Annotated in this window: 14 protein-coding genes and 1 tRNA gene; 7 read left to right on the forward strand and 8 right to left on the reverse strand. The window is 64.7% G+C overall.

The genetic code is table 11. From position 1 onward, the window contains the following. Nucleotide 1 precedes the first annotated feature (1 nt). Nucleotides 2–1,042, reverse strand: a complete 1,041-nt coding sequence (gene cyoA, locus HLA98_RS02245; protein ID WP_057500093.1) for a ubiquinol oxidase subunit II — start codon at nt 1,040–1,042, stop codon at nt 2–4. A gap of 352 nt (nt 1,043–1,394) precedes the next feature. Between cyoA and HLA98_RS02250 the strand changes: the two genes are divergently transcribed. Together HLA98_RS02250 and HLA98_RS02255 are read left to right on the forward strand one after the other, a co-directional pair. Continuing rightward, complete coding sequence (locus HLA98_RS02250) at nt 1,395–2,030, forward strand: GyrI-like domain-containing protein (RefSeq protein ID WP_057500092.1); 636 nt, start codon at nt 1,395–1,397, stop codon at nt 2,028–2,030. Between the two features lie 13 nt (nt 2,031–2,043). Beyond that, nucleotides 2,044–2,379 (forward strand): hypothetical protein, encoded by a 336-nt coding sequence (locus tag HLA98_RS02255; RefSeq protein WP_057500091.1) that lies wholly within the window; start codon nt 2,044–2,046, stop codon nt 2,377–2,379. A 118-nt stretch (nt 2,380–2,497) separates the two neighbouring features. On the opposite strand, the gene HLA98_RS02260 is transcribed toward HLA98_RS02255, so the two are convergent. From HLA98_RS02260 to HLA98_RS02295, 7 genes are all read right to left on the reverse strand, one after another. Continuing rightward, on the reverse strand, nt 2,498–2,932 hold the full coding sequence (locus HLA98_RS02260; protein ID WP_057500090.1) for a putative periplasmic lipoprotein: 435 nt from the start codon (nt 2,930–2,932) through the stop codon (nt 2,498–2,500). A gap of 303 nt (nt 2,933–3,235) precedes the next feature. Continuing rightward, nucleotides 3,236–3,766, reverse strand: a complete 531-nt coding sequence (locus HLA98_RS02265) for a hypothetical protein (RefSeq protein WP_057500089.1) — start codon at nt 3,764–3,766, stop codon at nt 3,236–3,238. After that, the gene (locus HLA98_RS02270) at nt 3,763–4,125 is read right to left on the reverse strand and encodes a hypothetical protein (RefSeq protein ID WP_057500088.1); all 363 of its coding nucleotides are present in this window, start codon (nt 4,123–4,125) and stop codon (nt 3,763–3,765) included. The genes HLA98_RS02265 and HLA98_RS02270 overlap by 4 nt, the downstream gene beginning before the upstream one ends. A gap of 18 nt (nt 4,126–4,143) precedes the next feature. Beyond that, nucleotides 4,144–4,995: an RHS repeat-associated core domain-containing protein gene (locus HLA98_RS21330; RefSeq protein ID WP_057500087.1), complete on the reverse strand. Its 852-nt coding sequence runs from the start codon at nt 4,993–4,995 to the stop codon at nt 4,144–4,146. A 351-nt stretch (nt 4,996–5,346) separates the two neighbouring features. Beyond that, nucleotides 5,347–5,422, reverse strand: a tRNA-Thr gene (locus HLA98_RS02285). A gap of 50 nt (nt 5,423–5,472) precedes the next feature. Then, nucleotides 5,473–6,477, reverse strand: coding sequence for a 2-hydroxyacid dehydrogenase (locus tag HLA98_RS02290; protein ID WP_057500086.1), 1,005 nt, complete (start codon nt 6,475–6,477; stop codon nt 5,473–5,475). A gap of 97 nt (nt 6,478–6,574) precedes the next feature. Next, on the reverse strand, nt 6,575–9,448 hold the full coding sequence (locus HLA98_RS02295) for an autotransporter outer membrane beta-barrel domain-containing protein (RefSeq protein WP_057500085.1): 2,874 nt from the start codon (nt 9,446–9,448) through the stop codon (nt 6,575–6,577). 237 nt (nt 9,449–9,685) lie between these two features. On the opposite strand from HLA98_RS02295, the gene HLA98_RS02300 reads away from it, so the two are divergent. Genes HLA98_RS02300 through HLA98_RS02320 form a run of 5 tightly spaced genes read left to right on the forward strand, consistent with a single transcriptional unit; the run spans nt 9,686 to nt 15,698 of the window. Then, a complete protein-coding gene (locus tag HLA98_RS02300) occupies nt 9,686–10,213 on the forward strand; it encodes an RNA polymerase sigma factor (RefSeq protein WP_080392861.1) in 528 nt (175 codons plus the stop codon). Beyond that, a complete protein-coding gene (locus HLA98_RS02305) occupies nt 10,210–11,178 on the forward strand; it encodes a FecR family protein (RefSeq protein WP_057500084.1) in 969 nt (322 codons plus the stop codon). Before HLA98_RS02300 ends, HLA98_RS02305 begins: the two co-directional genes overlap by 4 nt. 14 nt (nt 11,179–11,192) lie before the next feature. Further along, on the forward strand, nt 11,193–13,979 hold the full coding sequence (locus HLA98_RS02310; RefSeq protein WP_057500083.1) for a TonB-dependent receptor plug domain-containing protein: 2,787 nt from the start codon (nt 11,193–11,195) through the stop codon (nt 13,977–13,979). Nucleotides 13,980–14,025: 46 nt separating this feature from the next. After that, entirely contained in the window at nt 14,026–14,982 is a 957-nt protein-coding gene (locus HLA98_RS02315) for a hypothetical protein (RefSeq protein WP_057500082.1), read from the forward strand. Further along, nucleotides 14,979–15,698 (forward strand): hypothetical protein, encoded by a 720-nt coding sequence (locus HLA98_RS02320; RefSeq protein WP_057500081.1) that lies wholly within the window; start codon nt 14,979–14,981, stop codon nt 15,696–15,698. The genes HLA98_RS02315 and HLA98_RS02320 overlap by 4 nt, the downstream gene beginning before the upstream one ends. Nucleotides 15,699–15,705 lie beyond the last annotated feature (7 nt).

The following is a 15,705-nucleotide window of genomic DNA, read 5'->3' on the forward strand; positions in this document are numbered from 1 at the left end:
TTCATTCTCCCGAACCCGCGTGGCCAGCATGGCCAGCGTGTTCGTGTTCGGTGGCATCCAGGTTTTCACCCGATTCCTTGGAATCATGCGCGTCACTGGGGGCATGCCCCTCGTGCGCTTCATGGCTGGCGGCATCGGCAGCGGCGGCACCGGCGTGTTCGTGCTTCATGCCGTAGTGCTTGTTGTCGCCCATGTGCTTGGCGATGACCCAGTCGAACAGGCCTTCTTCGGTCTTGCCGAAGTAGGTGACCGGATACCACTCGGCGTTGCGTGCTTCACCCAGGGCCTTGAACGAGGCCTTGTCCAGGGTCTGCTCGCCGGCGCGGACCTGGTCCAGCCACTGGCGGTATTCGGCATCGGTGACCGAGTAGGCGGTGAAGTGCATCTTGGCGAAGCCCGCGCCGCTGTAGTGCGAGGACATGCCCGGGAATTCACCGGTCTCGTTGGCGATCAGGTGGAGCTTGGTCTCCATCGCAGCCATCGAGTAGATCATGCTGCCCAGGTGCGGGATGAAGAAGGCATTCATCACCGAATCGGACGTGATCTTGAAGTTCAGCGGCGTGTTGACCGGGAACTTGATTTCGTTGACGACCGCCACCTTCTCTTCCGGATAGATGAACAGCCACTTCCAGTCCAGCGAGATCGCCTCGATGGTGACCGGCTTGACGTCCGAATCCAGCGGCTTGTACGGGTCCAGTGCGTGCGACGAGCGCCAGGTCAGGACCGCCAGTACCAGCACGATCATGCAGGGAATGGACCACACCACCACCTCGATCGCCGTCGAGTGGGACCACTTCGGCTCGTAACGGGCCTTGGTGTTGGAGGCGCGATACTTCCACGCGAAGGTCAGGGTCATGATGATGACCGGGATGACGACCAGCAGCATGAGCACGGTGGCCGTGATCAGCAGGGTCTTCTCATCCTGGCCGATCTGGCCCTTCGGACTGAGGATGGCCACGGCATCGCAGCCGGTGAGCATCACCAGCAACGACAGCAGCAGGCCCGGGCGCAACCAGCGCCCAAGGGTTTTCAACGGAATCATCGGTCGATCCAATTGCGAGGGAATGCCGTTCCCCGTCCTGCCTGTTCCGGCCAAAGCCGGTCCCACCGGTCCGGAAGACAGGTAGGGAGGTGGGATCGAGTCAGCCTTTCAATTTTAGGCCGTCACCCACCATTTAAGAAAGGCATTGACATTGATCGAGCGCAGGAAAGGCGCGATTCTGGCTGCGACACGTTGTCGCACCGCGCAACCGCGGCGGGCAGAACACCCGGGTGCGGCATCCTGGGATCGGGCGATGGTGCCTGCTCCGCCCGTGTTCGGCAAAGTGACCTGAACATGTTCAGACACACGCGCACGGGCAATGCATGGGATGCTCGGCGTCGGAGGAAGCCCCATGGACAAGATCGACTTCAAGAAGCGCGATCGCGCGTTGTACCAGCCCCCGGCGGGCCGGTTCGTGACGGTGGACGTGCCGCCCCTGCCCTACCTGATGGTCGACGGTCGCGGCGATCCGAATACCGCCCCCGCGTATGTGCAGGCGGTGCAGTGGCTGTACTCGGTGAGCTATGCACTGAAGTTCGCGCTGAAGGCCGGGGGCCAGGACTACGTGGTGCCACCGCTGGAAGCGCTTTGGACCGCCGAGGATCCGTCGAGCTTTGTGGCACGCTGCAAGGATGAGTGGAGGTGGACGGTGATGATCCGTACGCCGGACGGGATCAGTCCAGCACAGCTGGAGGCTGCCATCGCCAAGGCGGCGAAGAAACTGGGCGACGTTCCGGCCAGCTTTCGCCATGAAATTCTTGAAGAGGGCCTCTGCCTGCAGACCCTGCATGTAGGCGCCTACGATGACGAGGGTCCGGCCCTGGCCCGTCTGCACGACGAACTGATGCCTTCTCTGGGATACACCTTCGCCGGCCCCCATCACGAGATCTACCTGAGCGATCCGCGCAGGACCGACGCAGCGCGGTTGAAGACTGTGCTTCGGCAGCCGGTGCGGCCGATCGGGCCTGATGAGGACTCGCACACGTGACACAGGGAATGCCATGCGCCTGATCAACCGATTGCTGCACTGGACCACCCTGCCAGCCGGGCGCCGCCTGATGGCCGTGCTGGGTGCCGCGCTGGTGATCGTGCTGGCCTGCAATCCGGCACTGTCGCCGTTGCTTCCGGTGGTGGACGCGCTGGGGCTGGACGTGCTGATGCTGTTGCTGGGTGCGCAGGTGGTGGCGGTATTGCCTTGGGTGCAGGAGCGGGCCGCACGCGGGACCAAGGTGCTTGCACGCCTGCTGATCGGCGCATTGGTGGGAGCAGCAGGTGGCTATCTCCGGCAGCTCGCGTGGTTGCTGGCATCGGATGCGGTGATCGCGGGACGTGAATGAAGGCGTGTTTCCATCGATGACGTTGCCGACCAACCATTTTCCTTGGGCAGAAACAGAAAGCCCCTGCAAGGGCCGGGGCGTACTGTTGATGGACCCGCTCGTCTTGCGTGGAGCGTGCCTAGAACGCCGTCGGGCCGATTTGAATCACGCCATCATGGGCCAACGCGAGACGGATCTTGGTTCTGCCACCCGCCGTGACCATTTGGGAAATCTCGCGCCTGTGCGCCGATTCATCCCCCCACAAACAGAGACCTTTGCCCGCGAAACTTGCGCTTACAATGCGATTCCCGGCGGGAATGGACAGCGAGACGGACTCTCCCCGCTGCAGATGGGCTGCCAAGGTGCCGTCGATATACAGTGCAAGTGGGCACGCCCCACCAACCGCGCCGACGTCGCGCGTGACGATTAGCTGTCCGGAAGCACTGTCACCTGTCCCATGGAAGGCGAAAACCCGCTCGGCAGGCACCGGTTGCGCCTGTTCGGAGCTGATCTGGCGGGTTGCACAGCCGGCGAGAACGACGCACGCAATCAGACTCACCACGATCTTCTTCATGACATCCCCTGTTGATTGAAACTGACTTGCTCAGTCCAGCGCCGCAAGCAATCCACCTCGGCAATGGTAATGACCCCGACCGAGCAGGTACATGCCCGCAGTTCCATCGGACGCTGGCGCTGGCCCAGGGCCCGCGCCAGCACAGCCCAAACAAAAAAGCCCCGACCAAGGCCGGGGCTTTTCACTACAACTGGTGCCGGAAACAGGAGTCGAACCTGCGACCTACGCATTGCCGATCGCCAGCGACTGCCAAGAGGCTGACTGGAATAAGGAGCTGTGCCCGGAAGAACAAAGCAATCTTGCTCATTCAATCGCGACGAAAGAGTATTCACCTGCAGGAAACTGCCAAAAAGCTGGAGCAACCTCGCCCGGCATGGTCAAGAGAAACGCTCCCGGCACGCCTAACGCCACGGCCGAGAAGGTCCGGCCATCGGCAAAATGCAAACAAATGCCGGAGTCAACGATCAGTCCGTCACCTTGCCAACGGACGATCTCGATGTGGACAACATCACACTCTTCCGGAAAATCCAGATTGCCCCATTCGCTTGTCGATTCAACAGCACCCCTCGACAGAACTTCGACGTTTATCGTCCCAAATTCATCCCATCCCTGAGCAGCGGTACTGGAAGATGTCAATTCAAGGGACATATCCGGATCAAAATCCAAAATCATCTGCCAAGCCGACCTCGCTGTCTGCATTTTGGGAATTCTGCATGCAAGAAGCCGACGCCCTCGGAGCAAAGCAGCCAATCCATCCAGCTCCGAACCCTGCAGTTGCAGCGGCAAATAGCGTACCCCGTCGGAGAGCTGTTCAATCGTAGTGTAGGATTTCATGTGGCATTGATCGCCGACAGAACGACTTCAATCCCAACATCTGCACATATCCTCAGCGCCTGCTGCCGCGCCTCCGCCGGGGAGAGTCGCCCAGCCATCCTCATCGCTTCAGCTGACAGCCCCGCATCGAACGAGATCTTGTTCACCACATCTTCCTGAACGCGGCGATGCAACTCGATAGCGGGGCCGAGCTTCATTTTGCTCTCGGGATGCAGCGCACTTGAAGCTTCATGTCCGTCCAGTGCTTCGTAGTAGTAGAAATTCGAGTATTTCTCAATGAAAATTTGGGCATCAACGGAACCCAACGCGAACTCTCTCACAAGCTTCGTCATCTCAATGATCGCAGCCTCAGTTTCCATAATTTACGTCACTCCAACTCATTGTTTGATCGGAAGCCATGGGGTTCCGTCGGCATTGGTTACACCGGGAACATGACCATGCGGTTGCTGCGCGCGGGGATCAGGATGAGTTGATGGCTTGTGCCCGCCATCTATTCGAACCCCAGTGGGTTGACCGTCAGGCCCTTTTGCCTGAACAAATCGACCATCGGGTGATCCTTCAATTTTGCCACCCGGCGGGGTCGGAATCGCGTTCCCCTTCGAATCGACATAGATCGTGCCAGTTGCCTTCTGCTCTCCCGCGCTCGATTCACTTTTCGGAGACTGTTTATCTCTGGCAATTGACCCATCACCTTGCAGTGCAGGCAGTCTCGGTGTTTCCTCAGACTTCTGAAACAGGCCTTTTACTGCCCCGTCCAGCTTGTTACCGATATCCGTTCGCTGCTCGGCGGTCGTCGTTGCATAGTAGGTCACGCCAATAACGATCGGCACAACCACCAGCGGCGCAGCGAGTAAGGCATTCCGCCCATCCGGATCCGTGAACTTGTATGGATTGCCGTTCGCATACCGGTACCGATTGAACTGCTCAACCGGTTTCTGATACGCCGTCACCGGATCCACCGACAGGAACACACCCAACTGCGGATCCATGTACCGCTGCTGCATGTAACTCAGTCCGGTCGCCGAGTCACTTACGTGCCCGGTATACCCCGGCCCATCCGTGACCTGGCCGCCTACCACGGCGCCGTACGGCTCGTAGTCATAGCGCTTGATCACGTTGCCATTGGCATCGCTCTCAGCTACGACCGAGCCCAAAGCGTCCGTGTGGATGTAGGTGACCGTCTCCTGGGCGATTGCGGCTGGCGACAAGCCAAAGCCGATCAGCAGCACGCAGCACAGCCAGGCGCCTGATGCCCCCAGCTTCCGAATTCGATCTTCAAATCCCCTCAAGCGGGTAAATACACCGCCTGCAACTCCCCCGAACCTGCGCATCCTTCCAATCCCTGAAAGAGCCTTGGAGCAAGGCTGGATATTCATAGCACAGGAATGGGCGGCTGCGGCTGCCAGGTTAGGAACTGTGCGAGGAGCTAAGCGCCAAGGAAGCCGGAGGGGCGAGTAGACCGCGAGACTCGGAAATCCTGGGCTGCCAGCCATGGGCTAGCACTACTGGTTGCCGGCCAGCGGACGGCACTATCAGAGCACAAAAAAGCCCCGGCCGAGGCCGGGGCTTTTCACTACAACTGGTGCCGGAAACAGGAGTCGAACCTGCGACCTACGCATTACGAATGCGCCGCTCTACCAACTGAGCTATTCCGGCGGAGCCCGCGATTTTACGGGCTGGGCGCCCCGGCGGTCAATCCATCCGGCTCAGCTCGCTTCTACCCGGTTGGCGCACACCCGCCCAGCCGCGAAATCCTGCAGGTTCCCCAGCGTGATCGCCGAGATCTCCTGCAGCGCCTCCACGGTGAAGAAGCCCTGGTGGCCGGTCACCAGCACGTTGGGGAAGGTCATCAGGCGCTGGAAGGCCTCGTCGTCGATGATCTCGCCGGACAGGTCCTGGAAGAACAGCGCGCTTTCCTGCTCGTACACGTCGATGGCCAGATGACCGAGCCGCCGCGACTTCAGCGCGCGGATCACCGCATGGGTATCGACCAGCCCGCCGCGCGAGGTGTTGACCAGCATCGCGCCCGGTTTCATCCGGGCCAGTGACGCATCATTGATCAAGTGGTGGGTCTCAGGCGTCAGCGGGCAATGCAGCGAGACGATGTCGGCGCGCGCCAGCAATTCATCCAGTCCGACCCTATCGCCGATACCATCGAACGCCGGCGACGGGTAAGGGTCGTGCCCCAGCACGATGCAGCCCATGCCCCTGAAGATGCGTGCGGTGGCCAGGCCGATCTTGCCGGTACCCACAATGCCGACCGTGCGGCCATGCAGGGTGCGCCCAAGCAGGCCATCAAGCATGAAGTTGCCTTCGCGCACGCGGTTGTAGGCGCGATGGGTCTGGCGGTTGAGGGTCATCACCAGCGCCAGCGCATGCTCAGCCACCGCCTCCGGCGAATAGGCCGGTACGCGTGCGACGAACAAGCCCAGCGCTTTCGCAACCGCCAGATCCACGTTGTTGAAACCCGCGCAGCGCAGCAGCACCGCCCGCACGCCCAGCGCATGCAGCGCGTGCAGCACCGGTGCATCCAGACGGTCGTTGACGAACACGCAGACCGCTGCGCAGTCCTGTGCCAGCGCAGCCGTGTGCACGTCCAGCGCCACATCGAAGTACACGAACGCAAAGCCGTCCCCAGCCGCATCGCGCTGGTTTGCCTCATCAAGGAAACGGCGGTCGTAGGGGCGGGCACTGAAGACGGCGATCTGCATGGTTGGGCCTGGGTGGAATGCCCTGCCGACCATACCGCAGCAGCGCCCGCGTTGGGATGGCACCGGCGATGCCATCATCGCCGGTGCCGGGTGCCACTCAGAACCTGTAGCCCAAGCCGAGCATCACGCCGTTCTGGATCTGCCCGTCGCGGCGCTCACCCACGTAGTCGGCCATGATCGACAGACGCTCGCTGGCGCGACTGGTCACACCCAGGTTCCAGGCCAGCACCTGCTCGCCCACGGCCTGGCTGCTGGCACCAAACACCAGGTCCGGGGCTGCGGCAAAGCCGGTGCTGTAGCGCGCCTGCGAATCGCCCAGCTCCTTCTGCCAGACCACGCGGGCACGCGGGGTGATGCGCTCGCCGTTGTTGCCCTCGAAGGTCTTGAACAGCTGCAGGCCGGCACCTACGCGGATGCTCTCCAGGCTGCCACTGCGTCCCACCAGCGCGCCAGCGCCCTGCCCTTCGTTGAAGCGGGTGGCCGAGGTACGCGCGTAGTCCACCACCGGCAGCAACGGCTGGATCACCAGGCCCTTCCCGGTCGTGAAGGAGAACGCATGCTCCACTCGTGCGGAGATCGCATCGTTGCTGTACTTGGCGCGAAGCGGCTGCTGCAGGCCGTCGATGCCGCTGACACTGCGGCGGGTGTCATGCCGCAGGTCGGTGTAGCGCACGGCTGCCGACAGGTAGCCCCGCGAATAGGTCGCGTCCAGATAGCCACCCACGTCCAGTGCGCGCACGTCACCGCTGAAGTCGGAGCCGTCGCTGCCCTTGGTCGACATATCGGCCGCCGCCACGCTGACGCCCAGGGTGACGCGGTCATCGGCCACGCGGGTGTCTGCACCGATCACGATGCCACCGATGTTGTGGCTCAGGCCAGCGACGCCGCCATCGGCATCGATGCGGCCATGGCTGGCGAAACCGCGCGCCCAGATGCCGTGGCTGCGTCCCGCATCACCGCTGCCCGCAGCGCTGCCCGATGCCGGCTCGACCAGGTGCATCGCCAGCTGGTTGAACAGGCTGCCATGGCGCATGCCCGGCTGGGAGGAGACCGACTGCGCCACCTGCGAGGCCAGGCCGTCGGCATCACCGCCGCTGCGCGTCGCCGTCTGGTGCTGCTGCACCACGTTGCCGATGCTGCCCACCAGCGCGTTGTCGGCCAGGCGCAGGCTCGCGTGCGCGTCACCGCGCAGGGTACCGGCCTGCTGCGCGATCACATCACGGTCGGCGAACTGCAGCGCGCCCAGCAGCGACTTCAGGCTGCTGTCCTGACGGTCGGAAGCCGTGGCCAGCGCGCGGCCCAGGCCATCACCCGAGGTGCCGTTGGCGAACAGGCCCAGCTGATCGAAACCGGGGTTGGCGGTCAGCCACAGGCCATCGGCGGTCTGCTTCACGTTGAAGCTCAGCAGCGAGTTGTGGCGCGGCCGGAACACCTCACCGCCGGTGATGCTGGCGCGGTAGCCGGTATCGCCCAGGCGCACGGCCTCTTCGAACCCGCCCTGGTAGATCGGGCCCTGCACGAGATCGCGACGAAAATCCTGGCCGTAGTAGCCCTGCGCCACGTTCAGTTCGAGGAAGGCGCCCTTGGAGATCACCAGCGCCCCATCGGTCTGCCTGCTGTCGAAGAAGCTGCCCACGCGGATGCGGCCACCACCGGTGCCACCGTTTTCGGTGACGTCGAACAACACCTTGCCGCCCGGCATGATGTTGACGTAGCCGTGGGTGACCAGATCGCCACCGCGCGGCATCAGCGTGCCGTAGACACGCAGGCGGTTGAAGCCATCCTCGCGCCAGGACGGTCGCGTGCCGCTGGCCAGTGCACTGAGATCCATCGCGGTCCCTGCCACGTCACCGTGGCCAACCAGCATGCCGGCGCTCATCACGCGTACTTCCGAAGCACGCAGGGCGCCGCCCTCCAGGGCGATGGTGCCGTTGTCGACCAGCATGAAGTCGGCACCGGTGGTCGCGGAGGTCCGCCAGGTGGCGCCATTGGTCACGCGGATCACGCCCATGGCGTTGTCCAGCGTGGACACATCCAGGTCACCCAGGCGCAGCTTGGACAGCAGCAGGGCCTTGTAGGTGGGATCGTTCTGGTAGTCCTGTACCGAGTTCGCGCCGATTCCCTGCGGACCATTGCTGGAGGCGTTGTAGATACTCTGCGCCAGGTTGATGTAGCTGGACTGCCAATTGGTGTTCCAGCGCGCGAAATCGTCATCGACGAAGGTCTGCAGCTGGCGACCGGTGCGCAGATAGCCGGGATTGATGTCGCCGCTCACGTTCGCGCTCACATTCAACGTATCGCCCGGATCGCGGTACCCGCTCGCGGTGATGATCCTGTTGCTGTAGATGTCCTGGCCGGGGAACGACTCCAGCTTGCTGCCGCTGCCATCGGGATCGAAGGTGACCGAGGGGCCCGTGCCGCGAGCCGGATCGCGGAACACCAGCAGGCCGTTCGGCTGCACCACCTCGTACATGGCCTTGTGCAGCAGGCCGGCATCCATGCCACCACCGTAGTTGCCGGTATAGATCTGGGTCATGCGCGGCGACGGCGTGTAGATCACCTTGCCGCCGTTGCTGGCCGCGTGGATCTGCACCGAGTCGATGATCGGAAGGTCGCCGGCCAGATAGCGCTCGACGCCACCAGACTGCATGATCGAGCAGGATGAAATGCAATTGCCGGACACGATGGTGTTCAGTCCGGAGGTACGGATGATGCCCTGCAGCCACTCGCCGGCGATCAACGCGCCACCATTGGACGTGCGCAGCACCACCTCACGGATCGGCCGGCCCTCGGCCTGCGCCTTGGCCAGCAACGCCGGCAGCGACACGACGTCGGCATAGGTGACGCCGCCACTGAGGAAGATGCGATCGCCCTGCACGTGATAATTCATTGCCATGACGTCATCAACCGCCGCGGTGGCACCAACGCCGATCAGCCCGGCCAGGGCCAGGCTCAACTTCGAATGCTTCATACGTTCTCTCTCTCCACCCGCAACACGCGGGTGCAGAGTCAAACGTCGGAGTACAGCGAACTCCCCCAGCATGCCCCGCCGGTGAACATGAACACATTCACAATGGGGCGCGCAGTACTACACACTCTTCCCCATCCGGTCATCGTCGCGTAAAACTCGATGACGCATCCGCCATGTCCGTCGAGGCCAGCCCTGTCCGCCCCGTCCCCCCTGATCCATCACGCGCCGGAACCGCCCGTGCCTGCGGACGCCTTCATCGCGTTCGTACGTGAGGAACGTGCGCCGCTGTGCGCGTTCCTGCGCACGCGGGGCGTCGGGCCGGAGGATGCAGAGGACATCGCGCAGGACTGCATGGAGCGGCTGATCCGCTATCGTGCGCATGCCCCCGACGAACTGCGCCTGCTGCTGTATCGTATCGCCCGCAACCGCCTGGCGGATCGCGGCCGCTCGCCGCAATCGCGACCGCACCTGTCACTGGCCGAGCACGATGGCAGCGACGAGCCCACCAGCTCGTCACCGGATCCATTGCGCCAGGCCGAGTCCGGGCAGATGCTCTCCCTGCTGCGGCAGGCCCTTTTCAAACTTCCCGAGCGCGCGCGCGAGGTGTACCTGCTCAACCGGATCACCGGCATGAGCTACACACAGATCGCGCTGCACTGTGGAATTACAGCCAAGACCGTGGAAAAACACATCGCCCGCGCCCTGCAGGGGCTGCGCCAGGAGTTGGGACCGGACCCACTGCACAACGACAGGGATGCGGAATGAACAGCCACCGGCACAGGGAAGACGCCTCGCTGTTCGAGCGTGCCAGCACCTGGGTGGCGCGGCTGGAAGCCCCGGACTGCACGCCGGCCGAGCGCGAGTCGTTCGAAGACTGGTTGGCCGAAGATCCTGCCCACGTCAAAGCCTGGGTGCAGGCCGAGAACCTGTTCCAGCAGGGCAAGGGCCTGGCCGCTGATCCCTGGCTGCGCACCGCAGCGGCACGCGCGGCGCGACCGCCCCGACACCGCTGGCTGCCTGCGCTCGCCACCGCCGCCGGCGTCTGCCTCGCCATCGGCATGGGCTGGATGGTGGCCGTGGATGGCAATCCCCCACCCCAGCGCTATGCCAATGACGGCCATCTACCGCAACAGCTGACGCTGACCGATGGCAGCGTGGTCACGCTCGATGCCGGCACCGCGCTGCGTGCCCGCTTCGGCTGGCGCCATCGCGAGCTGGACCTCGAACGCGGCCGCCTGCAGCTGCAGGTCGCGCCGTCGCGCAAGGCGCTGCAGCTGCGTGCCGGCAGCAGCACGATCCGCGATATCGGCACAACCTTCCAGGTCGAGCGCCTGCAGGATGGTCTGGTCGAAGTCGCACTGCTGGAAGGTGCGGTGGAGGTCAGCAGCGGTGCGGCCCAGCACACGCTCGCACCCGGCCAGCAACTGCAGGTGCTGCCGTCCGGGCGCATCCAGCCCGGCCCAGCGCTGTCGTCCACGGCGGCGGCCGAGGGCTGGCTGCATGGGCAACTGGTATTCGATGCCACGCCGCTGTCGATCGTGGTCGAACGCATGAACCGCTATGGCCGTACACCGCTGGTGATCGCTGATCCGGAGATCACCGATCTGGCGGTCAGTGGCACGTTCCGCGCAGGCGATGCACAGGAGTTGCTGTCCGCGCTGGAACTGGGCTGGTCCGTCGCTGGCCAGACGCGCCCGGATGGCGCGCTGGAACTGCGCCGCACGTACTGAGGAGGTCTGTGGTGATGGCAGGACCGGGCGCGCTGCAGTGGAGGCTGCTCCGGCCACTGCTGTGCGTGGCGCTGTTGCTGGCGGCAGTGCCTGCGGCCATGGCCGGTGAGCCCGCTGCCGCCCACGATTACCGTATCGGCGCCGGCCCCTTGCCATCGGCATTGCAGCAATGGGCACGGCAGAGCGGTATCGCCCTGATGTTTGATGGCCGTGAGCTGGCAGGACTTCACACCGAAGGCGCGCATGGCCAGACCGATCCGGCCAGCGCCCTGAAACAGCTGGTTGCCGGCATGCCGGTGACCATCCTGCGCACGCCTTCCGGTGGTTTCGTGGTTCGCCGTGTCCGCACCGCGCCCATCGCTGCAGCACCCGCCCCGGTGGCGGCGCCGGCACCTCTGCACAGCCTCCCCGAATCGCCGCGCCAGGTGGAACTGGCACCGATCCACGTCACCGGCAGCCGCCTGCCACGCACCTCGGTACAGACCACGCTGCCGGTCACCACGATCGACCGCGCCGACATCCTGCGCAGTGGCTACGGCAGTCTGTTCGACCTGCTGCGGCACCTGCCCGGCATGAATGGCCTGCCCGCAATGAGCAGCGCACGCAGCGGTGATTCGCAGTACCTGCCGGTGGGTGCTGCGGCCACCACCAGCTTCGACGGCATGGGACCGCGTGCCACCCTGTTCCTGGTCAATGGCCGGCGCCTGCCACGCTATCCGATGGTGTCGCTGGAGCAAGGCGGGCTCACCGACCTCGGCGGCATTCCGCTGAGCTTCGTCGACCGCATCGAACTGGTACGCGGCGGCGCCTCGGCCATCTATGGGGCCGATGCCATGTCCGGCGTGGTCAACATCATCCTGCGCGACCAGGCCGATGGGCCCGAAGCCATGCTGCAGACCGGCCTGAGCAGCCGCGGTGATGCCGGCCAGTACCGCCTGCAGGCCGCCACCGGCGGCGCGCGCGGCAACGGTGACCGCTGGTTCGCCGGCCTCGATCTGCACCGTGTCGAGCACGTCGCCGGAGACCAGCGTGACTGGCATGCGGAAACCTCGCTGTATCCGATCGGCGCGATATTCGGCAACTGGTACGTGCCCGCCCGGCGCTGCGAGCCGCCCCTGAAGCGGCGCGAGGACGGCTGCTGGTTTGACAGCGCGCGGCCGCGTTCGCTGCAGCCCGCCTCGGATACTGCATCGGCCTACCTGCGCTACCGGCATGAACGTGGTGAGGGACGCTATGCCTATGTCGAGGCACGGGCCAGTCACAACCGCCAGCGCTTCGACCTGGGCCCGACAGCCGTTGCGGTGGTCTCGCGGGGAATCACCTTCAACACTGTGCTGCGCGAGGCCGGCAACGTGCGCCCCAGCGTCCGCGCCACCGATGCGGACGTCACCTTCGGCATCGGCCGTGACCAGGGCCGGCGCAGCTGGGAGGCGGGCATCAGCGCGCAGCGCAGCGAAGTCACCTTGTCCACTGCGGGTACCGTGCGCACGACGCGCCTGCTTGAAGCAACACAGGCACGCAGGCTCACTCCGGGTTTCGACGCGCCGCCGGCAGCAGATGTGGACGCGCTGTTTCCATCCATCCGCAACCGCGGCAGCACCGCACAATGGCAGGGCTGGTGGGGCCTGCAGCGTGAGCTGATGGCAATGCCCGGGGGCAATGCGCAGCTGGCCACCGGCATCGACCTGCGCCATGAACGCTGGGTCTCGCGTCCGGACGCGCTGCTGAGCCAGGGCGACCTTGCGCTGGGCCTGCCACAGCAGCAACGCAGCCTGTCGCGACAAAGCAGTGGCGTCTACACCGAGCTGGGCCTGCCGCTGGCACCCACGCTGCGCGCGGACCTGGCTGCACGCTGGGACCGCGACGGCGGCTTCATGGCGTTTTCGCCGCGTGCCGGGCTGCGCTGGAGCCCGACACCCCACTGGTCGTTCCTGCTGGCCAGCGGGCGCGGCTACCGTGCACCGAGCCTGTTCGAGCAACGGCGGCCCCCCGGCTACTTCGGCTCGATCACGCTTCCGGTTTCCAGTGCGCTTCCGGAATGTGCAATCGCCACACGCGGTGGCGGCTGCAGCGTCACGGCCAACGTGGTTGAGAACGATGCACTCAAGGCCGAGCGATCGCGCAGCCATTCACTGGCAGCCACGTGGACGCCCAGCGACACGTTCTCGCTGTCGCTGACCCACAACATCGTGGAACTGCGCAACGAGATCCTCGCCCTGCAGCCGAGCGATGCGGTGTGGAACCGCAGCACCTGGGAACTGGATGAAGACGGCCACCTGAGCAGCCTGCGACTGTCGTTTGACAACATCGGCCGCACCACGTCCCGCAACTGGGTGCTGCGTGGCGAGTACCGCATCGACAGCGGCAGCGACGGCCAATGGTTGTTTTCGCTCGATGCGCTGAAACAGCAGGAACTGCGTCGCCGCCGTGACCACGAGGCCGCCGTGGACCTGCGCGGCCATGTGACACCCGAGCTGGCGGCGGTGTTGAACGTGCAATGGCAGAACAGCAACTGGGACATCGCCCTGCGCGGCAACCAGGTCGGTCGCACCCGTGCCTGGCTGCCGGGGGCCGAGTGCCCGCAGGATCAGGTCGAACAGAACCACTGCATGAACCCACGCCAGCTGCGCTGGAACCTGCACCTGGCACGCCGCCTCGGCCCACGCGTCGTCGCGGCACTGGACGTGCACAATGTGCTCGATGCACAACCGATGAACTATCTGGTCGGCAACGGCGGGCAGATGCCCGGGCTGGACGATCCGCTCGGTCGCTATTACCTGCTTACCCTGCAGTTCCGCTGAAGCGTAGTAATCTACGCGCCCTGTTCCACCGCGGTCCCCTTCCCCCATGAAAGCCTATCTCTGGTTCTGGGGCGCGTTCCTGCTGTTCTTCGCGTTGCCCTTCCCCTGCATCCTCTATCTCGGCACCTCGTGGCCGGTGGCGCTGGCCGATCGCAGCACGCCATGGCTGGCACTGCTGCTGCTCGCGTTGTCGCTGGCGCTGTGGCTGATCCTGCTGTTCGCCTTCCTGCACTACCTGTTGCTGGGGCCACCGCGCGCACTGCACCGGGTGCAGTCGATCCTGGCCGACGGTGAACCGCGAAGTGCGCTGATCGAGCAGGCCGAACAGACCGGCGTGCAGGTACGCGGCTTCGCGCAATGGAAACTGCAGGTGTCCTTCAAGAACCTGTCCGGTACGCCGATCCACGAACAGATGGTGGTGGTCGACAGCAAACCCCAGCTGCATCGCTTCGAGGTGGGCAGGCACATCGATGCGCGCCTGGGCCGGACGGCCGGGGCATTTCCCAACATCGTGCTGGACGGTGCCCAGCCCGAACTGAATGTCGCCAGCCTGTGGCGGCGGGGCATCGGTGCGGCACTCGGCATCGCCACCGTTGCCGCTGCCTATGTGGGGGCCTACCAGCTGCAGAGCGAGGGGTTGGGCTGGACCTTCCTCTCGTTCGGTCACCCGTTGCTGGTGTGCCCGCTGGTGCTGTGTGGCTATGCGCTGGGCCTGCGCCTGCTCGGCCGCCTGCTGCACGCCGATGCCCGCGGCGATGCGCTGAAGTATCGCGGCATCGGCGTGGAGGCCAAAGTGCTGAAGGTGCGCCAGACCGGCACCTACCTCAACGAACAGCCGCAGGTGGAGTTCCAGCTGGAATACACCGACCGCGAAGGCAACGTGCAGCAGGCCCGCGTGCGCCGCTTCGTCCCGCTGATTGAACTGGCCAACATCCCGCGCGAGCACGTGACGCTGCTGTACGACCCGGATGACCGCAGCAACGTGCGTCTGGAGGGAGTATGAAACAGCCGCCCTCAACCCGCACCGTGTTCCTGGTACTGCTGCTGGTTCTGGCGGGCGTGGCCGCTGCCGGCGGTGCAGTGCAGACCATCAGCGAAACGCTGGGGCATTCGGTACAGCCGGACCGGTTGCCCCCCTCCGTCTGGTCTCAGTCGCCGCGCGAGCAACCCGCATCGCTTGTGCCGTCCCCGGCCCCCTTCCCCGCGGCGAGTACCGCTGCGGCGCCCGAGCGCAACAATCGCCTGTTCGATGCGGACTACCTGCAGGCTGCGCGCCAGGCACTGGAGCAGCTGCCGGCACTGGCCGGCCAGAGGCTGACGGTCTTCCACAGCATCCACTTCTACGACGATGGCCGCATCAACCTGGATCTGGTCGATCCGCAGCAGCCAACCCACGTCGACAGCTACCACTTCGAGCGTGGCCAATGGCGCAAGGGCAATCCAGTGAACCCACAACAGTTCGCCCCCACCATCAGCCTGCAGCGCAGCAGCACGCCTCTGGCCAACATTGATTTCGATGCCGTGCCACGCGTGGCCAAAGCGCTGCAGGAACAGCGCAATGCGCTGCAGAACCCCGCATCCGAAGTCGGCCATGTCTACGTGATCGTGCGCAAAGCCGGCAAACTGGTATGGCTGCCGGACGAAGTGGCCGGTGATCGCGAATCGGTGCGCCTGCAGTTCGACGCACAGGGCAACGCCCGCAGCGTAAGCCGTCAGTAGGCCTCCG

The sequence above is a fragment of the Stenotrophomonas africana genome, from assembly GCF_013004645.1.
Lineage (GTDB): Bacteria > Pseudomonadota > Gammaproteobacteria > Xanthomonadales > Xanthomonadaceae > Stenotrophomonas > Stenotrophomonas africana.